Source organism: Vibrio quintilis (genome assembly GCF_024529975.1).
Taxonomy (GTDB): Bacteria; Pseudomonadota; Gammaproteobacteria; order Enterobacterales; family Vibrionaceae; genus Vibrio; species Vibrio quintilis.
In genome coordinates, this window is the sequence record NZ_AP024897.1 from 2875774 (window position 1) to 2896139 (window position 20366).

Annotated in this window: 21 protein-coding genes; 3 read left to right on the forward strand and 18 right to left on the reverse strand. The window is 46.3% G+C overall.

Annotated features, from left to right (window positions below):
- Window positions 1-116 precede the first annotated feature (116 nt).
- Window positions 117-2240, forward strand: coding sequence for a TonB-dependent receptor (locus tag OC443_RS13240; protein WP_073586668.1), 2124 nt, complete (start codon window positions 117-119; stop codon window positions 2238-2240).
- A 73-nt stretch (window positions 2241-2313) separates the two neighbouring features.
- Here OC443_RS13240 and OC443_RS13245 read toward each other — a convergent pair whose 3' ends face one another.
- The 7 genes from OC443_RS13245 to OC443_RS13275 all read right to left on the reverse strand — a co-directional run bounded on the left by OC443_RS13245 (window position 2314) and on the right by OC443_RS13275 (window position 10329).
- Window positions 2314-3102, reverse strand: a complete 789-nt coding sequence (locus OC443_RS13245; RefSeq protein WP_073586669.1) for an IucA/IucC family C-terminal-domain containing protein — start codon at window positions 3100-3102, stop codon at window positions 2314-2316.
- Window positions 3095-3928 carry an ABC transporter ATP-binding protein gene (locus tag OC443_RS13250; protein ID WP_083601853.1) on the reverse strand — a complete coding sequence of 278 codons (834 nt, stop codon included), beginning with the start codon at window positions 3926-3928 and terminating at the stop codon, window positions 3095-3097. The genes OC443_RS13245 and OC443_RS13250 overlap by 8 nt, the downstream gene beginning before the upstream one ends.
- 29 nt (window positions 3929-3957) lie before the next feature.
- Window positions 3958-5112 (reverse strand): FecCD family ABC transporter permease, encoded by a 1155-nt coding sequence (locus tag OC443_RS13255; protein WP_200797006.1) that lies wholly within the window; start codon window positions 5110-5112, stop codon window positions 3958-3960.
- The gene (locus OC443_RS13260) at window positions 5105-6118 is read right to left on the reverse strand and encodes a FecCD family ABC transporter permease (protein ID WP_200797007.1); all 1014 of its coding nucleotides are present in this window, start codon (window positions 6116-6118) and stop codon (window positions 5105-5107) included. The genes OC443_RS13255 and OC443_RS13260 overlap by 8 nt, the downstream gene beginning before the upstream one ends.
- A complete protein-coding gene (locus OC443_RS13265; RefSeq protein WP_073586671.1) occupies window positions 6118-7080 on the reverse strand; it encodes an ABC transporter substrate-binding protein in 963 nt (320 codons plus the stop codon). Before OC443_RS13265 ends, OC443_RS13260 begins: the two co-directional genes overlap by 1 nt.
- 265 nt (window positions 7081-7345) lie before the next feature.
- Entirely contained in the window at window positions 7346-8488 is a 1143-nt protein-coding gene (gene lldD / locus OC443_RS13270) for an FMN-dependent L-lactate dehydrogenase LldD (RefSeq protein WP_073586672.1), read from the reverse strand.
- A gap of 146 nt (window positions 8489-8634) precedes the next feature.
- Window positions 8635-10329 (reverse strand): L-lactate permease, encoded by a 1695-nt coding sequence (locus OC443_RS13275; RefSeq protein WP_073586673.1) that lies wholly within the window; start codon window positions 10327-10329, stop codon window positions 8635-8637.
- A 378-nt stretch (window positions 10330-10707) separates the two neighbouring features.
- Between OC443_RS13275 and OC443_RS13280 the strand changes: the two genes are divergently transcribed.
- The gene (locus OC443_RS13280; RefSeq protein ID WP_073586674.1) at window positions 10708-11616 is read left to right on the forward strand and encodes a LysR family transcriptional regulator; all 909 of its coding nucleotides are present in this window, start codon (window positions 10708-10710) and stop codon (window positions 11614-11616) included.
- A gap of 35 nt (window positions 11617-11651) precedes the next feature.
- Here OC443_RS13280 and tnpA read toward each other — a convergent pair whose 3' ends face one another.
- Both tnpA and OC443_RS13290 read right to left on the reverse strand, forming a co-directional pair.
- Window positions 11652-12110: an IS200/IS605 family transposase gene (gene tnpA / locus OC443_RS13285; RefSeq protein WP_262021637.1), complete on the reverse strand. Its 459-nt coding sequence runs from the start codon at window positions 12108-12110 to the stop codon at window positions 11652-11654.
- Between the two features lie 360 nt (window positions 12111-12470).
- Entirely contained in the window at window positions 12471-13106 is a 636-nt protein-coding gene (locus tag OC443_RS13290; RefSeq protein ID WP_073586341.1) for a TIGR04219 family outer membrane beta-barrel protein, read from the reverse strand.
- 334 nt (window positions 13107-13440) lie between these two features.
- On the opposite strand from OC443_RS13290, the gene OC443_RS13295 reads away from it, so the two are divergent.
- Window positions 13441-13830 (forward strand): hypothetical protein, encoded by a 390-nt coding sequence (locus tag OC443_RS13295; RefSeq protein WP_073586342.1) that lies wholly within the window; start codon window positions 13441-13443, stop codon window positions 13828-13830.
- Between the two features lie 191 nt (window positions 13831-14021).
- On the opposite strand, the gene OC443_RS13300 is transcribed toward OC443_RS13295, so the two are convergent.
- The 9 genes from OC443_RS13300 to OC443_RS13340 all read right to left on the reverse strand — a co-directional run bounded on the left by OC443_RS13300 (window position 14022) and on the right by OC443_RS13340 (window position 20238).
- The gene (locus tag OC443_RS13300) at window positions 14022-14231 is read right to left on the reverse strand and encodes a linear amide C-N hydrolase (RefSeq protein ID WP_073586343.1); all 210 of its coding nucleotides are present in this window, start codon (window positions 14229-14231) and stop codon (window positions 14022-14024) included.
- 81 nt (window positions 14232-14312) lie between these two features.
- Entirely contained in the window at window positions 14313-14558 is a 246-nt protein-coding gene (locus OC443_RS13305; RefSeq protein WP_073586344.1) for a hypothetical protein, read from the reverse strand.
- 202 nt (window positions 14559-14760) lie between these two features.
- Complete coding sequence (locus OC443_RS13310; RefSeq protein WP_073586345.1) at window positions 14761-15381, reverse strand: hypothetical protein; 621 nt, start codon at window positions 15379-15381, stop codon at window positions 14761-14763.
- A gap of 58 nt (window positions 15382-15439) precedes the next feature.
- Window positions 15440-16060, reverse strand: coding sequence for a hypothetical protein (locus OC443_RS13315; protein WP_262021684.1), 621 nt, complete (start codon window positions 16058-16060; stop codon window positions 15440-15442).
- A 61-nt stretch (window positions 16061-16121) separates the two neighbouring features.
- Window positions 16122-16628, reverse strand: a complete 507-nt coding sequence (locus OC443_RS13320) for a hypothetical protein (RefSeq protein WP_073586347.1) — start codon at window positions 16626-16628, stop codon at window positions 16122-16124.
- Between the two features lie 151 nt (window positions 16629-16779).
- Window positions 16780-17400 (reverse strand): hypothetical protein, encoded by a 621-nt coding sequence (locus OC443_RS13325; RefSeq protein ID WP_073586348.1) that lies wholly within the window; start codon window positions 17398-17400, stop codon window positions 16780-16782.
- A gap of 17 nt (window positions 17401-17417) precedes the next feature.
- Window positions 17418-18038 carry a hypothetical protein gene (locus OC443_RS13330; RefSeq protein ID WP_073586349.1) on the reverse strand — a complete coding sequence of 207 codons (621 nt, stop codon included), beginning with the start codon at window positions 18036-18038 and terminating at the stop codon, window positions 17418-17420.
- Window positions 18039-18133: 95 nt separating this feature from the next.
- The gene (locus OC443_RS13335) at window positions 18134-18757 is read right to left on the reverse strand and encodes an RNA polymerase sigma factor (RefSeq protein ID WP_073586350.1); all 624 of its coding nucleotides are present in this window, start codon (window positions 18755-18757) and stop codon (window positions 18134-18136) included.
- A 254-nt stretch (window positions 18758-19011) separates the two neighbouring features.
- The gene (locus tag OC443_RS13340) at window positions 19012-20238 is read right to left on the reverse strand and encodes an AAA family ATPase (protein WP_073586351.1); all 1227 of its coding nucleotides are present in this window, start codon (window positions 20236-20238) and stop codon (window positions 19012-19014) included.
- Between the last annotated feature and the right edge of the window lie 128 nt (window positions 20239-20366).

Consider the following 20366-nt stretch of genomic DNA (forward strand, 5'->3'; position numbering starts at 1 on the left):
AAAACATATAAAACAAAGCACTCTCACCAGATATCGGGCATAAAACATATTGATAATAATAATAGTTATCAATATCATTGTTATTCTTATAAATAAAAAGAGTAGTAACCAGTCTCATGTCCTATTTAAATCAATTCAACAAAGTCGCCTTATGTCTCCCGATTGCCTGCGCCATGCACTTACCGGCAGTCCATGCTGCTGAAGGCACATCCACTGAAAATGCCGGTGAAGAAATGCTCGTCATTGCTTCAAGCCGGACCAACCAGTTAAAAGTCGATTCACCGCAGGTGATTACTGTGATCACCCAGGCTCAGATTGAGGCCCAGCTTGCACTGACAACCGACAGCTCTCAGGTGTTATCCAACCTGTTACCTGCGTATTCACCGAACACTCAGAAGCTGAATAACAGCAGCCAGACCTTTCGCGGGCGCACTGTGCTGTACATGATTGACGGCGTTCCTCAGTCCAACCCATTACGTGAAGGCAGTCGTTCTGCTCATACCATTGACCTGTCGATGGTCGAACGAATTGAAGTGATTCATGGTGCCAGCGCGATTCACGGACTGGGAGCGACCGGAGGCATCATTAACTTCATCACAAAATCCAGCCACTCAGAGCATCTGAACCAGCATCTGAGTGTACAAATGACCTCGCCGACAGAAAAGATTGATACCGATTCACTCGCTTATAAAGTCGATTATCAGGCTCAGGGAGCCTCTGGGAATCTCGACTATCTGGTCGGTCTTTCCGGTGAAACACAGGGAATATTCCGCGATGCAGACGGGGATGATATCGGTGCGGCGACTGTCCGTGGTGATATCATGGATTCCAACAGTTATGATGCTTTTGCCAAACTGGGCTACTGGTTCAGTGATGCGCGGAATCTGGAATTTCAGCTCAACCGTTATCAGCTGAAAGGCCGGATGAATTATCGCGGTGTCACCGGTGACCGGGATCAGGGCATTGCCACCACTTCAGAGAAAGCGACGCCGGAAGGAAAAGCCCCCTTCAATCAGGTCCAGACCATCAATCTGGTCTACACCGATCGGGATCTGGCCGGCATGGAACTCAAAGCACAGGCTTTCTATCAGGATTTTAAAGGACGTTATGGTGCAACCACCTCTTCAAGCTTCCAATACCCGGATGCCAGCGAAAAAATATATGACCAGTCGCAAAACCAGTCTGAAAAAATCGGGGCTAAATTCAGTTTATCGGATGCCAGCCTGCTGAAGAGCACACTGAAAATCACGGGCGGGCTTGACCTGATAAGAGATACAACCAGCCAGAAGCTGATCCTCACCGGACGAACTTATGTACCTGAAACCACTTACGACAATTATGCGCCCTTTATCCAGATGGAATACCGGCCGGTTGACCGTTTAACCCTGCAAGCCGGTGTACGCTATGAGGTCGCGAAACTGGATGTGGATACCTATCAAACGGTTGAAGCCAGAAATGGAGTGACCGTTGATGGCGGCACACCGGATTTTGATGAAACCGTTTATAACGCCGGTGCCGTATTCCGGGTGCTCCCGGAGGTGAGTCTGTTTGCGAATTACTCACAAGGATTCGGGATGCCGGATGTTGGCCGAGTGCTGCGTGGCGTCAATACCACCGGACAGGATGTCGATACCTTAATCGACCTGTCCCCGATTGCCACAGATAACTATGAAGGAGGTCTGCGGATCAGTAAGGAACGGTTTGACTTCGAAGTCAGTTACTATGAATCAGACTCTGATTTAGGCAGCCGGATCGTGGAAAATAACGGCCTGTATACAGTGAAGCGGGAGAAAAAAGAAATTCACGGGGCTGAGGCTTCCCTGACCCTTCGTCTGACCCCGGTTCACCAGCTTGAAACCGGTTATGCCTATATTCAGGGAAAATCAGATACAGACGGCGATGGTAAAGTCGATAAAAAGCTGACAGGGGCAGACATTCCGCCAAACCGCCTGCGTCTGGCATGGACAGCTCACTGGAATGAAACCCTGTCCACCATGCTTCAGGCAAACCACAATTTTGACCGCAGTTTTGATGATGATGACCTGGAGTTCGATGGCTACACCCTGGTTGATGCGTCCCTGGGCTATCAATTGCCGGTCGGGAAACTGAATTTGTCGGTTGCCAATCTGCTGAATGAAGATTATTTCACTTATTACTCTCAAAGTGCCTATAAGAACGATGATTTTTACTTCAAAGGACGCGGACGAACCGTGACACTGGCATACAGCCTGAATTTTTAAATTCACATCGTTGAGATTCAAAAACGGAGATGAAACGCCTGACATCGTCAGGCGTTTTCACTGACTTGCCGGATCAACAATCACCTGAATCATGAGGCTGACGAAACAGCAACGGGCAATTGCTGCAATACCGGGCGGGTTCTGTCGCCCGGTAATAATAACAACAGGTCCGCCGGACCCGGACTGGCTCATCGCATCCGGGCGCTTTTATTTTCCGGTGGTGGAACCCAGACAACGGGTTCACCTTCAGACCAAAAATATCCGTAGTCTGCGGATTGAGCAAAAACCGGTAATCCGCCTGCACCTGCGCCGTTATCTCATCAGGCATACCGATCATGATCCGCCGCTCATAGATACTGAACACCCGCACGGCAACATTTTCCCACAACACTTTTTCAGGTGTGCGGGTTAACCGGTGCAACTGGCTGACTAACTGCGACAAATTGCCTTGAAAAGCCTGCCTGAGTAATGTTTCACGCCATGGTTCTCTCTCTTCAGACACCAGACTGAACCGCACATTTTTCAGCGGCAATCCGGAACGCCAGATCCGGTTTTCCAGCGGATATTCAAACACACAATTATTGAGAGAAACATCCAGCCCCTGATTCAGCCGGGACATGGCATACAGCAGTGGAGCAAGTGTCAGAAACGCAAATCGCTTGAGCACCAGTGAAGCTGTCACTTTCAGGTTCGGTGCACCAAGCGCAGGCATGATCGCCTGCAATATCTGCATGCAGGTCGCATCTTCTGTCAGACCAACGGCATCGAGAGAAAGCGGTGACCGTGCAGTACAATCCTTCAGGCCAAACGCTGCCAGCTGCTGCCACGCTTCCGGTGAAAACGGGTGTCGGTACTCAGTCATCCAGTGCCTTTATTTCGGGATTGATTTCAGCGGGAATCATGCGTCCTTTTCCATGTGGAATGCACATCGGTGAACCAAACAGCGGGTCGCGGGTAATATGGCACTTCATCCCAAACACGGTTTCAACCATTTGCTGATCCAAAATCGCCTCAGGCGGACCAGTGCGATAAACGGCACCATCTTTGACCGCAATCATCTGATGCGCATAGCGACACGCCAGATTCAGGTCATGAATCACCATCAGAATGGTTGTTTGCTGAGATTGATTTAATTCAAATAACAAATCCAGAATTTCGATCTGATGGGTTAAATCCAGATAAGTAGTCGGCTCATCGAGCAACAGAATTTGTGTCTCCTGAGCCAGTGCCATGGCAATCCAGGCCCGCTGGCGCTGTCCACCGGATAACGCATCAACCGGACGCTGCGCCAGAGAAATCATCCGGGTATCCTGTAGCGCTTTATTCACGGCCCGCTCATCCTGTTCACTCCAGTTCTGTAGCCAGTTCTGGTGCGGATAACGCCCCTGCCTGACCAGTTGCTCCACCGTCAGCCCTTCCGGTGCAACCGGACCCTGCGGTAAAATCGCTAACTGGCGGGCAACCGCTTTTCCCGGCTGTTGATGCAAATCAGCATCATATAAAAAGATCCGTCCGGCTCCGGGTTTCAGTAACCGGGCCAGTGATTTAAGCAGAGTCGACTTTCCACAGCCATTTCCCCCGACCAATGCAGTAATCTGATGCGGGGTAATGGACAGATCAAGACCGTCAATAATGATCTGCCCGCCATATGCCAGCCGTAATTGTTCGGTTTTCAGAGGTGAAGTCATGATGCTTTCCTGCGTTTTTTCTTCCGGCATTAAAAGCGCTGCCGGTACAGTAAATAAATAAAAAATGGTGCGCCAATCGCCGAAACAAACACCCCGGCGGGAATATCCAGCGGCTGAAACAGCAGACGGCCACAGACATCAGCCAGCATCACCAGACAGGCCCCCGTGCAGGCCGTCACCGGCAACAATACACCAAAGCTCCGGATGACGAGACGCCGGGCAATATGTGGTGCAATCAGACCGGCGAACCCGATCGCCCCTGCATAAGCAATCGCCGGGGCCGCCATCAGCACACTCAGCCCGAACAGGCAAAGCCGCATTGTCTGGACAGACACGCCTAAACCGGTTGCAACCTGATCCCCCAGCTCCTGAGCATTAATCCGCCTTGTCAGGCATAAGCTCAGCGGTAAGCTGACAGCCAGCCACGGGAATAATGCTTTGACATCATCCCACCCGGCCCCGTAAACGCTGCCGGTTAGCCAGATATACGCTGTCACAGAAGTCGACTCAGGACTGACCGCTATGGCAAAAGTAGTCACTGCGCCCATCGCGGCTGAAACGCCAATACCAACCAGAATCAAACGCATGGGTGTCACCCCGTTCCGCCAGGCCAGCCAATAAATCAGCACTGCCGCCAGCATTGCGCCGGCGATGGCAAATACCGGCAACCAGACACCAGACAGAAGCGGATGGATGAAAGACAAAAAACTCACAGCAGCGGCAGAAGCCCCACTGGTCAGGCCCACAACGTCAGATGAAGCCAGCGGATTACGGATCATCGATTGCAACAATAGCCCCGCGACACCCAGTGCCGCACCAACCATCGCAGCCATCAGCATCCGTGGCATCCGGAGAGATTCGATGATAAAAGTGAGTGTCTGTCCCTGTAAATTTGGTCCCTGTAAATTCTTCAAATGAAGTGCCTGTCCCTGCAAATCAGTCCCCTGTCTATCCAAAGAGCCAGACAACGCTGAAATCACCACGTCGGGAGCAATCCAGTCCGTCCCGGCACATAAGGAAAAGAGCATGACAGACAGGGTGACGAACACAATAATCATACTGACAGCGACGGTTTTCACCGGCAGAGAAAATGACCAGAAGCGCTGGCGGATGACCCATGGTTTATTCAGACCCAACGGTTTATTCAGATCCCTTGGCTTATTCAAATCAGATCGCTTATTCAAACCGGCGCCCTTTTCTGGCAAGAAAAATAAAGAAAGGTGTTCCCAGCAATGCCGTCATCACCCCGAGTGGCACTTCTTCCGGAGCCATCACCAGACGTCCGGCCACATCCGCACTGACCAGTAAAATTGCACCCCATAAAGCACTGACTGCAAGAAGCCACTTGTGATCATTGCCCGACCAGGTTCGCACCATATGCGGCACAATCAGCCCGATAAATCCGATATGACCAGCCATCGCGACTGCCGTTCCCGCCAGGCCAATAATCAGTACACTGACTGCCCCTTTCAATATCAGGGTATTTTGTCCCAGTCCGGTCGCAACATCATCGCCAGACAGCAGAATATTCAGATGGGGAGCCAGTCCGATAGCAACTATCACCGCCCCCCATAAACAGGGTAATACAGGTAAAATCTCGTTCAGTTCCCGTCCTGAAGCTGACCCGGCAAGCCAGAATAACACGCCGTCGATCCCTTCCCGCCCGGTGACCAGAATCCCCTGCGTCAGCGCCATAAAAAGGGCAGAAACAGCAGCACCGGCCAGTACCACCCGTACCGGGGACAGTCCATCCTGACCAAGACAGCCGAGCGTATACACCAGCCCTCCGGCCACCGCGGCACCAGCAAAAGCCAGCCACATCAGCTGCGACGTTGCGCTGACCATAAATAACTGTGACCAGAGAACAATGGTAAAAACCGCACCCGCATTCACACCAAAAACGGCTGGTGATGCCAGCGGATTCCGGGTCAGGGTTTGCATCAGCACTCCCGCAACCGCCAGCGCGGCTCCGACAGAGCAGGCAGTGAGTGTCCGGGATAACCGGGTTGAAATCACAATAACATGGGTGACCGAGTCCGGATTATAAGACCAGATTGCCTGCCAGACATCCCGCAGCGGGACCGGATACTGACCGGAAGAGAGGCTGATGAAACAGACCAGCAAAAGGGACAGAAAGGATATCAGCAACAAAGCCCAACGCACCGGAGCAGCCCGGAGAGAACACACCATTATGGCACCTCATCCTGAAGCTGATAACGGTCAGAAAGTTGATCCAGTATACGGTTGGCCCCCAGTATGCCGCCGGAAAGTAACCAGCGAACCCTGTCCACCGGATACACCTGTCCTTCTCTTGGCGCTTTGAGGATTTTCCATAAAGGATGTGCACGCCATCGCTGATAATTTTTCCGGACCGCCTGATCATCTGAATGAAGGATGACAAAAAACACATCCGCATTCACCTGCGGCAGTGATTCTTTGGTTTTCAGTTTCACGCCCCAGGTATGACGCTTTTCGAGCGGAAAACGAAAACCAATTTCTTCAAGCACTTTGCCGGGGAAACTATCCTGAAGGTAAAGACGTAAGTGGTCAGCCCGCACGTCAAGAATAGCCGCGGTTAACGGCCAGCCCGGTATTTTCTGACTGAGTGCGGAGGAAAATACAGCCACCCGGTTCTGCCATTGCTGCCACAATGCCTTTCCCTGTGCATTCCGCCCGGTTGCCATCGATACCAGTTCAAGCGTGTGATGAAAATTATAGACATTGTCGGTCAACACCACCGGCGCAATTTGTGAGAGCTGCCGGTAAATTTTTTCATGGCGGGACAGAGAACCAATGATCAAATCCGGATGCAGGGCAGCAATCCGCTCCAGATTTGGCTGCGTTTCCAGACCGACATGTTTGACTCCTGCCAGCTGCGGGCGCAGATAATGATAGGTCGGTTTTTCAGCCCATGAATCAACCACACCCACCGGCTGAATTCCCAAAGCAACGGCGGTATCTGTTGCCCCCTGGAATAAAGTCACGACCCGGTGAACAGAACCGGAAAGCGTCGTCACTCCCATCGCATGGTGAATCTGCCTGATATTCTGCTCTGTCGCACCGGCATGTGTGACAACTGAACTGATCAGCATCAGACACACAGCAAAGAGACAAACGACGAACTGACCTGACAGTCTTCGGTTACTGGTCATGTTATCAATCCAACCTTCAGATTTATCAAAGATTTTACATGATAATAGTTCTTAATATCATCTGCAACATTCAGGTTATCATTCAGGCAGAATCTGGTATCGTTTCGTAAAAATCAGTTTTCTGATGCTTTGTTATTTTTCATGAGATACACGTTTTATGAAAAACAGCCGGAGACAACGCCCCGGCTGGATGTGATTCACTGGCATATTTAATTCATACTGAACATACCGGAACATCTCTCTGCTCCGGATAATACAACATGCATTAAAACATCTTCTGAACCAGCGACTCGCGGGACAGTGAATGAATATCCTTTGCACCGGTCAGTGTCATTGCTACCCGCATTTCTTTGTCAAACAGGTCGAGCAGGTTTTCAACGCCCGCCTGTCCCTGCGCGGCCAGTGCATACACAAAAGCACGCCCCAACAATGTACAGTCAGCGCCGAGTGCCAGCATCCGGACCACATCCAACCCGGTACGGATGCCTGAATCCACCAGAATTTTGATTTCACCTTTCACCGCATCTGCGATATCCGGCAGTGCTTTCGCAGTCGATAACACGCCGTCAAGCTGACGCCCGCCATGATTCGAAACCACAATTCCATCAGCACCAAAACGTACCGCGTCTTTTGCATCCTCTTTATCCAGAATACCTTTGATGATCATCGGACCATCCCAGAATTCACGAATCCATTCCAGATCTTTCCATGAGATGGACGGATCAAAGTTCGCCCCCAGCCAGCCGATATAATCTTCCAGTTTGGTCGGCGAGCCGCGATAGGTGGAAATATTGCCCAGATCGTGTGGTTTACCCAGCAAGCCGACATCCCAGGCCCACTGCGGATGAACCATCGCCTGTAATACCCGGCGCATCGCTGCATTGGGGCCGCTCATACCGGAATGCATGTCGCGGTAACGTGCACCGGGAACCGGCATATCGACGGTAAATACCAGGGTTTTCACCCCTGCCGCTTTGGCCCGTTCCAACACGTTTTTCATAAATCCCCGGTCTTTGAGCACATAGAGCTGGAACCACATCGGCCGGTCAATCGCAGGTGCAACCTCTTCAATCGGGCAGACAGACACCGTTGAAAGCGTCATCGGAATACCTTTTTTCTCCGCCGCTCTGGCTGCCTGAACTTCACCACGCCGGGCGTACATGCCGGTTAAGCCTACCGGAGCCAGCGCGATCGGCATCGCCAGAGATTCACCGAACAGTTCAGTCTCCAGACTGAGTGACGACATATCATTTAACACCCGCTGGCGCAGTGCGATATCCGCAAGATCATCACTATTTTTGCGCAAAGTATGCTCGCTGTAAGAGCCACCATCAATATAGTGAAAAAGAAACGGCGGCAGTTTGGATTTCGCCGCTGCGCGATAATCCGTCGAAGCAGAAATAATCATCGTGAATATCCTAACATCATAAAAACAAAAAACAGAAGTAAATCAGAGCGATCCCCGTACCCTTTTATGACTGAAACCAGTACTGAAACTAAAGTTTTTACGGGAACCAAAGACCACCACCGAAGGTGGTCAACGTGCGTGTGCGGCTACGAAGCCATCAGAATATCCGTGGCATGAAAGCCGTAGATCAAAATCAGCCCGACCAGCCCGGTCATCACCAGATAGTAAGCGGTCGGAATCACGGTTTTACGCAGTATCGCGCCTTCCCGGCCCAACAGGCCGACTGTCGCAGAGGCGGCAACCACATTGTGAATCGCAATCATATTCCCTGCGGCGGCACCTACCGCCTGTAAAGCAATCACCACCACGCTGGAAATATTGAGTGTGTTAGCCACTTCAAACTGGAACTGGCTGAACATCATGTTAGAGACGGTATTCGACCCGGCAATAAATGCGCCTAACGCTCCGATAGTGGCACTGAGTGCCGGGAACGCGTGCCCGACCAGCCCCGCAGCAAAATTAGCAGTGGTGACCGGCATACTGGCTAAGTCCGCGGCATTGACGCCTGAATTGATGAAAATCCGCACCATCGGAATGGTAAACACCAGCACAAAACCTGCGCCTATCAGTGTCTTGGTTGATTCACCCAGCGCTTTGCCCATCGGTGCCAGACTGCGTGTATGCAGCACAGCCGCCAGCAGTGCGACGAAGACTAAAATCCCGCCGGGCAAATACAGTGGTGCAAATGAAGTCCCGATATCCGGCTCACCCAGAATATGACCGATACCAATTTTGACATTGAGTAACATCGCTTTGAATTCAGGGCTAACACGGCTTGCCACCAGAATGACCGCCAGCAGTACATACGGCAGCCACGCAAAAACGAGTGACATCGGTTTGGCTTTCACGCTGTCTGTATCCATTTTTAACGACCCCAGCCACTCTTTCGGCCAGCTGTTTCCCGGCGCAAAATCCCACCGGGTTGCAGGCACCAGAAAGCCTTTTCTGGCCGCCGTCACCACGATTGCCAGCCCAGCCAGCCCGCCGATCAGAGAAGGGAATTCAGGTCCAAGAAATACCCCGGTCAGCGCATAAGGCACGGTAAATGCCACCCCGGCAAACAAGGCAAACGGCAGAATACTCAATCCGTCACGCCAGCGACGTTCCTGACCGAAAAAACGGGAAAGCATCATCGCCATTAACACCGGCATCAGCGTTCCGACACCCGCATGAATCAACGCAACATGGCTGGTAATCTGCTGTAAAAACGCATCCCAGTTGCTGCCGTGAGCAAGCAGCGCAGAAGAGATATGATGTTCATCCAGCCCTTTATTGACCCCGACCAGAATCGGCGTGCCGACAGCACCAAACGAAACAGGTGTTGATTGAATCATCATGCCCATCACCACAGCTGCCAGTGCCGGAAATCCAATCGCGACCAGCAGCGGTGCCGCAATCGCTGCGGGCGTTCCGAACCCGGAGGCACCTTCAATAAAGGAGCCAAAACACCATGCAATGATGATGGTCTGAATCCGGCGGTCCGGTGAAATATTGGTGAAGCCATTCCGAATCACGCTAATGGCGCCCGTGTGTTTTAAAGTGTTGAGCAGAAAAATGGCACCGAATACGATCCACAGTACCGTGACCGTAATGCCTAACCCTTGCAGAATTGAGGCGAGAACCCGGTTGACTGTCATATCCCAGCAGCCAAGCGCAATCAGCACCGTGGCAGCAAAAGCCACCGGCATCGCTTTTTTGGCCGGCCAGTTGAGCCCGACCAGTAACAGCGCTGCGATCACAATTGGTGAAAATGCAATAAGAGCAAGTAAAGTTTCACTCATGATACGTCCTTTTGTCAGCAGAAAAGCCCACGATGCATCTCTGGTTTATCACCAAGAAAAATGCAGGACCAAACCACGTATTGCAGGGGGCGGGTTCAGTCATTTGAGCTTAATTATTAAAATTTTTTTGATAAATCATATCCGGACCATGTTGACTGGTTGAGCGTAAACCGGATACAGCTGTTGATTATTTGTCATCTCATTTTTTATATCCGGGCAACCTGAAGCTGCAGGTTTTCCGGAGATATTATCGTTTAATATGTAAAGACTCTGAGTGTTATTTTGTGTGGTTGTTAACCGTTTGTGAATCTAACGGTTTCTTTTTTTTCAATATATGGAAATAATGAAAAACATTCATTCCAAAATTGACATAAACAAATGCGGGCAGACGATTTAATTCTGTTTTCACAGGTGGTTGAGCTGGGCACCTTCAGCAAAGTCGCTGAACAAAATAACCTTACAAATTCAGTAGTTAGCAAAAGAATTGCCCGGCTTGAGGAGCAATTAGGGGTTCGGTTATTCTATCGCACCACCCGTAAATTAACCCTGACAGAGGCCGGAAAAGCCTTACTGGCCGGTGCTAAAAATGTGACTCAGGCGACGCAGGAAGCCATCGATGCCGTCACAGGATTCGGGGAAAATATCACCGGACATATCAAAATGTCTGTCCCGACAATTTCCGGTGACTTATTGCTGGCGGATGCCGTGGCTGAGTTTTGTGATCAACATCCGGGTCTGACGGTCGATATGTCACTGGATAACCGGTTCGTCGATCTGGTGGAAGGCGGCTACGATCTGGTGATTCGCACCGGCTATCTGGCCGATTCAAGTTTAATTGCGCGCCACATTCTCGATTCCCAGTGGGTCGTCTGTTGTTCGCCTTCCTACCTCGCCCGCCATGGTCAGCCTCAGCGGCCGGAAGATCTGCTGCAGCGTAATTGTCTGCAGTATGCTTATCAGACCACCGGCGCCAGTGAATGGGAGTTTAAAGGCGCTCAGGGGAATTACATCGTACGGGTCTCCGGCAGCTTTTCCACCGATAACCCGACCGCGCTGCGCCGGGTGGCACTGAGAGGCTCAGGCATTGCGTATGTCCCGCGTTGCCTGGTGTATCATGATTTACTGGAGGGGAAACTGGTGGATATTCTGCCGCAGCAGGTCGGCAAAAAACTCGGCGTTTATGCGGTCTATCCGTTCACCCGTCAGCCACCAAAAAAAAGAATCCTCCGGCATAGCCGGAGGTTTTTCATATGCGCCTATAAGGCTCTCCTACCAGCAGCGCCCTAGCAGGCGCATAGTGATCTGACATTTGCATATTACTATTACTTACGGCCCGTAAACGGGCTACCTGAATATGGGATCGACAGCTGCTCTCCCAATTTATCCTGTTCTAACTGGTGTTGGATGTAATTTTGGATCTTGCCGGTATTTTTACCTACCGTATCCACATAATAACCTCGACACCAAAATTCACGATTACGATATTTGAACTTCAAATCTCCAAATTGCTCATATAACATCAAGCTACTTTTTCCTTTTAGATACCCCATAAATCCTGAAACGCTCATCTTTGGTGGTATTTCCAAAAGCATGTGGACATGATCTACACAGCATTCTGCCTCAACAATGTTCACATTTTTCCATTCACATAATTTTCGCAGTATTTCACCAACTGCTCTGCGTTTTTCACCATAGAACACCTGCCTTCTATATTTCGGGGCGAATACTATGTGATATTTACAATTCCATCGAGTGTGCGCTAAGCTTTTTTCGTCCCCCATTGGGACCCCCTTTCAATTTTTGTTTAACTCTTGTAGTTGCCAGACCACAAGATATTTCTAACAAATTGAAAGGGGTTTTATAACTGACTTATAGCTGTAAGCTTTACGGAACCCCCAGCCTAGCTGGGGGTTTTCTATCCACAATAAAGTGCGCCTGTTGATTGAGCACATCCGCGACAGATATCTGTCGATGGCGCACTATTTTTAGCAGGCAACCGGTTTAAGCGGGATAAAAACAGCCAGAGAAGATGCTCTGACCGGGGGTTATTCTTCACCGGCCTGTGACACAGACCGGCTCAAAAAAGATGATATCGATATCTATAAATCCAGGTTTATAAAACCATGTTTATAAAACCATGGTTACAAATCAATATTCACACCGGCAAAGAAGCCGGAGGTATCTGCGTCCAGAGTTGCACTCAGGTCATCAAAACTTTTCAGGTTAAATGTTTGGGTGCGGTAACCCGCCTGCAACTCCAGATCAAAAAAGCCCATGCCGATTTCATATTGAATACCAGCGGAGGCATCCAGCATCTGGTAGTCTGAATAGGACACACCAGAGCCCTTGCCGAATAAGAAGATCGGTGTCCCCGGAATGCCGATTTCTGCGGCAGCATAAACATGCGGCACATAACCTTCAAATGTCTGGCTGTCCAGCTCGCCATCTGACAGGTAAGTAATCCCTGCCCCGGCATCAAAAGACACCAGATCATTATCTAATAGCTCATAATAGAGAGTGACATCCTGTTTGGTATATTTAAAGCTGTCGGCATCGACCGATGACTGAGCAAATTTAATATTTGGAATCAGCGGGATCGGATGCTCTATCGATGCTTCAAAAGTATAACTGACATCATCTCCGTCGCCTGCCCCGTCACGCTCATAATCCTGACTCCAGGCATTGACTTCAATATCTCCGCCCAAAAGTACGTCTGCATTAGCGGAAAAGACCGGCAGCGCAGCAAGTAAAAGACATAATTGGGTGCTTTTCTTCATCGTATTCTCATTCCGGATCAGTATTAAGACACACTCTTTATAACATACTGCGTGTAACGATGCTTGTCCTTAAACTCTTCATTCAGATAAATCAGAACAGGTGCCACACCTTTTTTGTAATAAACTGCATTTTTGAAAAGTAAACCGGCCAACCGGAGTGGTTTTTTGGCACAGGATCTCTTCTTTTACGGTTAGTGTTAAGTTAATTCTCATTACAACAGCATACTATTCACATAATCATCAACACAGTGTAAATATGCAACCTGATTTACTTTATTAATGACTAAATTATTCATGAGGCATGTGCTTCATTCACTAACAAAGGAACGTCATTATGAAAGTTTCAATCATCAGATCAGTTGCTTTAATTTGTTCTCTGGTTTTCGCAGGAATGGTATCGGCGGCCGTTGAGACCGAAGGTACTTATTCACTGAATTATGACTGGGGATGTAACGGAAGCTACAACACAACCAGCATCACATTGAGTGCTGACGGAACCTTTAACACATCAAGTGCCACCGGAACCTGGGCCGAAAACAACCGGACCCTGACTTTTGTCTATCAGTCAGGTGTTTACTACACAGGTTACCATACCAGTAAAGCGGTCGTGGGCGTTCAGAAAGCGAACAATCTCGACGGGTGCTTCTATATGCTTAAAACCAGCACTGTCGCATTGAAACAGACCCGGGAATCCCTGGATGCTGAAGGCATGATAGTGGATTAATCAGCACAATCCTGAACTCATCATGACCAATACACCCAATGAAAAAAAAGCAGCCGGAGATCCCGCTCCGGCTGCTTTTATGGACCGGAGAATGCTCATCTTTCAGTATCAGTGAGTCACAGGAGCGGGAACCGGGTTTAACGCCATCGGTACTGGCGCACCACTCGCTTTATAATCACATGGTTTTGAAATCAACAGGCTCTGATATCTGATGTTATCGGGTACTGACTGAAACGGGGTAAATAGAGGGCACCAATCCCCAAACCTTTTTCATTGAGGCCATCACAGACAAAGTTATAACGCTCATCAAACACATCCGCATCTGAATTCTCTTCACGACTTCCATAACGATGTTCTGATTGCATTTGATGGCGGGTAATACTTTCACGATTGATGTTCATATGCACATAAGCATGTTTACCCGTCCAGTTAAACCCCCAGTCATCTTCCTTTTTAAATACGGGAATATTGATATCAATATATCAAGCCAATCCTTCTCTGGTATAAGTACTAGAGTTACTTGCTACACCAATTGCTGTTATTTTAATAACACGGTTAGGTCCATCGCCATCAAGACGATATTTATTACCAATGACAACACCGGAATCTCTCAAGTCAGGATCCCAACCAAATTGTGAATATTTATGGTCGTAACTCTGTGTAGGTGCGTAGTCAGTCTGAGTGATAACATCATGTGGAGCTGTATATTTTTTTAATTTAAAAGCCATAATTTATCCTTTAATGAATAAAAAGATTAATCACATGTAATTATTGCCAAAAATAAGATACGACTCTCCCAATGACTATGCTGAAGCAGCCACTTTTAATAAAACGATCTACAGTACGTTATTATTACAATGAAGGTTAAATTACATTGAGAAAATGTATCTTAATAAATCAGGACAATAATGATTTCAGGACAGGAATAACTTATTCCTGACTTTCAATTTTAAAGCTGTAACCGTCTTCAGCATTCCCATTGAGTGACACCGTTGCCTTGGTGACACCTTCCAGATCTTGTTCAAAGAAAGTATCAGTATTGAGTACAGCAGAATTTAACAGCTGGCTTTCTTCAATTTCTGATGCAAGTCCCCAGTAAAGCTTGGGCTTGAGGACAAAGGTGGCTTTTTGACCAAAACCCACGATTTTCTTTTCCATCATCAGTTTGCCGTCTTTATAAAGTTGCGCACTGATGCCGTTGGGTACATTGACATCGTTATTCACATCGATGGACTTGGTATCAGAAGCATTTCCGTTGGCTGCTAAAACGACGCCGGTTTCATCTTTACTGATTGTATAACGCTTGCCAATCACGGATGACAGCTTTTGGGTTTTATTCTGACCATTTTGCCAGGTTGCACCCACGCAGGTTTCAACCGGAAAAATAAATGTGCTTGACGAAGAGCGGCCAATATCAGGAATCACCCGCCAGGCAACACCTTCTTTCAGAGCATCAAAGGTTGGGGTTTCATTTTTCGTAAATACAAAAATCTTTGGCAGATCTTTGTTCATTGATTTATTGATATAAGTAATTTCAATATTTGAAGGCATAAATTTCTCCTTGTTCATCATATGTTAGGTTTGTCTGTCTACAGAATGGTTTGATCGATTATTCCTGGCTTTCAATTTTGAAGCTGTAACCGTCTTCTGCATTGCCGTTGAGTGAAACCGTTGCCTTGGTGACACCTTCCAGGTCTTGTTCAAAGAAACTGTCAGTATTGAGTACAGCAGAATTTAACAGCTGGCTTTCTTCAATTTCTGATGCAAGTCCCCAGTAAAGCTTGGGCTTGAGGACAAAGGTGGCTTTTTGACCAAAACCCACGATTTTCTTTTCCATCATCAGTTTGCCGTCTTTATAAAGTTGCGCACTGATGCCGTTGGGTACATTGACATCGTTATTCACATCGATGGACTTGGTATCAGAAGCATTCCCGTTAGCTGCTAAAACGACGCCGGTTTCATCTTTACTGATTGTATAACGCTTACCAATCACGGATGACAGCTTTTGGGTTTTATTCTGTCCGCTTTGCCAGGTTGCACCCACACTGGTTTCAACCGGAAAAATAAATGTGCTTGACGAAGAGCGGCCAATATCAGGAATCACCCGCCAGGCAACACCTTCTTTCAGAGCATCAAAGGTTGGGGTTTCATTTTTCGTAAATACAAAAATCTTTGGCAGATCTTTGTTCATTGATTTATTGATATAAGTAATTTCAATATTTGAAGACATATGTTTTTCCTCTGTAGTTAATATATGGATATGATTGGCAGGTACAAACTGATCAGAATGTTTAACCTGCAGTGTTTTCAGATTCCTGTGCATCACTTTTAAGGTCAGCAGAAATCAACGCGTTATCGAATTTTTTTCCTTCATCAAACGCCTTCAGCGCAGATAAAATATTCACTATCCTTGAAGCAGACTGGTGGTCTGTTAATGAATATTCTTTTGTATATGAAACACTTGTATCGACATCACTATCCAGTGAAAATGCATCAGTCACAACAACGTCCAGTGTCTGATTAATCGTTCCGGATACTGTCAATGTTGATTCTTCACCTTTGACTTCTAATTCAATCGGATCTTTACCATCACCAGACTGTGTTTTAATAACCGATCGAATTGAAACTTTACTATCCTTTGGCATAGAAGCTTTTGCTTCTTTCGCTACCTGGTCGAGTATCACTTTAATTCTTTTCTGTAAATCAGTATCCGACCCCAGACTTTCTGCCAGAGATGCTTTAAATTTTACAGTATCATTAACTTCATACTTTGACGTGAGAACAATGGAATTACTCATGGTATTTTTCCTTAACTTATGTTGATGATAATGATGATTATAGAGTTCACAGGTTATTAATCTGAATGACTCATCTATAGTCAGAATCAATTTAAACAAATCAATATTTCATAGATTAAAAATAACATTAAATCAAAACCAAACCCGTTACTTAACTTCTACTTTCAACCTGAAAATAATAACCACCCCTTGCATTTCCATTTAATGAAACTAAAACTTCAGAGACACCATCTAAATCTAATTCAAAAAGATCGCTGGTATTTAGTATTGCGGACTCAGATGCCAAACCCTTTCCTTCACAAATTTCCGAAGCCAGTCCCCAGTAGAGTTTCCGGGCAGGTTTAAATACTGCACTTTGCTTATACCCAACGATTTTTTTACCCATAATTATTTTATTGTCATTATATAACTGAGCGAGCAATCCATTATCCACACAAATGTTATTTACTAACTCAATAATGTTTTGATCTGCTGAGTTTCCCATTTCTTCGAGTACAACCCCAGTATCATCCTGAGTCACCTCATATTTTTTTCCAGGAATTGCAGGTAATAACCTTGTCAGATTAACACCATTATCCCAACCTGCTCGAATAGTAAAATCTGTATCAAAATAAAAATTAGCAATTGAACCTCTGCCAATTTTTTTAATTACTCGCCATGCAATACCATCAACTAAAGAATTAAAAGCAGATATTTCATTATTAGCCGTTATAAAAACTTGTGGTAAGTTTCTATTCATTGATTTATTAATGAATTTTATATGTGTCATCATTTCATTGACCTTATATTTTATTCCTGCTCTTCAACTTTAAATGTATAACCTTCTTTAGCATTACCATTCAGTGAAACCGTTACAGAAGACACACTATCCAGGTTTTGTTCAAAGAAATGTTCTGAATCCAGCACTGCTGAACTGATGGCACTTGATTGCTGAATTTCAGAAGCAATCCCCCAGAATAGTTTGGGTTTAAGAAGAAAAGAGGCTTTTTGCCCGTATGCAACAGTATTTTTCTTAACCAGATTTGCTCCATTCTTAATCAGATATGCACTGACTCCATTCTGCACTTTAATCTCATTGGTTAATTCAATTTCATTTTTTTTCAGTGAATTACCATTTTCAATTAAAATGATACCAGAGTTATCTTCTGTCACTGTGTAACGCTTTCCTGCTGAACAATTCATTGCTTTCGTTTGATTACAATTATGTCCCCAGGAAGCATATATCTGTGTTTGTGCCGGATAAACGAATCGACTCATTGAATCCTGGCCTATATTTTCAATCACTTTCCAGGCAATTCCATCTCTTAATGCACTGAAGGATGCGATTTCATTTGTTGCAAATACAAATATTTTTGGCATATCCCTATTAACAGATTTGTTAACGTAAGTTATTTGAGTATCACAGCTCATTTCTTTCTCCTGATTCATAAATTATATTGTTAGCCAAACCAGTGGGCTTTATTAGTAAACGTTTTAGAGTACGAGTTGTTCCATTTTTTAAAGATTCAGTTCATACCCAAGCAACCTGAAGATGCAGGTTGTTTGGGTATATTAGATTTCATTTTCTTCCTGAACCTGCAAATAACCTTTCTGGCATAGGCTTCAGAAATACTATATTCCGAACTGATTTGGCTATAGCCTTTATCATTTATAAAATAATCCATAGCAATCATGTCATTTATTTTTGAAACATCAGACAGCGCTTTCATAATAAATTTCATAAGTCTTTCATTTAGAACTTGCTGATAGAGAGCATCCTGTGATGTAGATTCAATAAACAATTCATTCTTGCAATATTTCTCTTTCACCCTGTTTTTTCTGATTTGATCATAAAATGTGTTTCTCGCCACCCGGAATAACCAACCTTTTACTGGTGTATCCGGATTAATGATTTCTATCTTTTCATATGCTTTTACTAATGTATCCCGGCATAGATCCTCTGCATCATGGTAATTTTTATCGGTCAGATTATAAAAACAATAGTTGAATAATAACTTTTCATAGGTTTCCCATATATCCCAAAAACCTGTTGAATGATTAATAAACTCCCTGATTAATATTTTTTTGTTATCACGTTTTTTCGGATAAAAGCCGTTTGATACACAGTTCCCTTGATAGTTTGTATTCACTCAATACTCCTTAGATTGACCTGAAATAAATCAACCTTTTCATAAAAAGTTTTTATATATACCCAAGCAACCTGAAGATGCATGGGTATAGCTGGGCCAGGAAAAATCAAAATAAGGTTTCTTTTTTCTCCTGCCAGAGACGTTGCCAGCAAGCTATTCCGGATGGGATATCCACAACCGGTGACGCCATATAGCATGACCTGACGCAGAAAAAATTAACTCAAAGCACTCCAACAAAACGGATCACTTTCGGATCACTTACTATCCTGAGCAGGAAATGTGTGCCTCTGGCAAATGGCTTGCCAGTCTTGCCGGTCTTTTTCACTGACTTGCTTTCTGACGATTTCCCATATCAATACATGGCGAAAAATATACGCATCCTGCTGTGGATATAAAAAACCCATACACACCAGCTCATGCAACGGAGTAACCGCTGTAATTGATAACCGGGAAAAAAGCATATCGATCAATTTCAGGCTGACTGCGACACCAAAGCAGGCCAAAAATTTGAGAAGTCTTATCTGAGTCGCTGACAGTTGTGAGAATTTCACCATTATGGTCTGATATAATTTTTCGGGACAATCCTGTGCAGGTTGATGTGATTCAATCAGCATTTTCAATATGGCCGGATACCCACAGGCCCGCCGGACAGAAATATGTTTGTGGGCATCACATACGACCTTGCCTGATAACTGTGCATCAGAAAATATATTGGCAAGCGATATCATTGTTGCTTCATCCAGAGGTTTAAGCCGGATCATTTCAACCTGTTGAAGCCACAGTGGGAGAAAAGAGAACTGATACACGTCGGTGATGCCTAAAATGATCAGTAAGGGTTGAGTCGCACTATTATTAATGAAAGTCCGGACCCATTGGAGCTGATGCGCTTCTGCTTCATGTAATCCATCAATAGCCAGAACTGAAATTTTCCGCTGGCTGATTTGTTGGAGCAGCACCATCACCGCCAGCACTTCTATATCGGATAACCTGCCGGGGCTCAGCTTCTCCAGAGCCAGTGCTTCAGCTGGATTCAGATGAACACCAGTGACCCGAAGCAGATAAAAGTATAACAGAGATGATTTTACACAGGCTTTTATCCGTTCACGGACCACTTCATCATCTGCTTTTTCAGAGATATCGAGAAGTAACCGGCTCAATCTGGCTGTAAAAGAAAAAGACGGATTAATATGGATATACAACACACGTTTACCCGTATGCACGGTATGAGATAAGAAATGGCGAATCAGATTAGTTTTTCCAAGACCATGCATGCCGGAAACACCAACAGTTTGTCGTCTTTCAAACGCTTTTTTATAAAGCTGTTGTAATTGTGAAAGTTCCCGGTCCCGCCCGATACATGGTTCCGGCTCACCCTGGTTGATCACGGCATATTTCCATAATGATGGAGGAACATCATCCATCAGTTTATCGATCGTGACATCAAAAAAAGAGGCCAGGTGGGTCACCGTCCGGTACAACACATTTTTACCTGCTTCCGCCCGTTTAATCGAACCAACGGAAACAGATAACCGTCTTTTAAAACATTCATCTGCCAGTTTTTCCTGACTCAGACCTTTTTTTTCTCAATAATTTTAATGTATCCGGATTA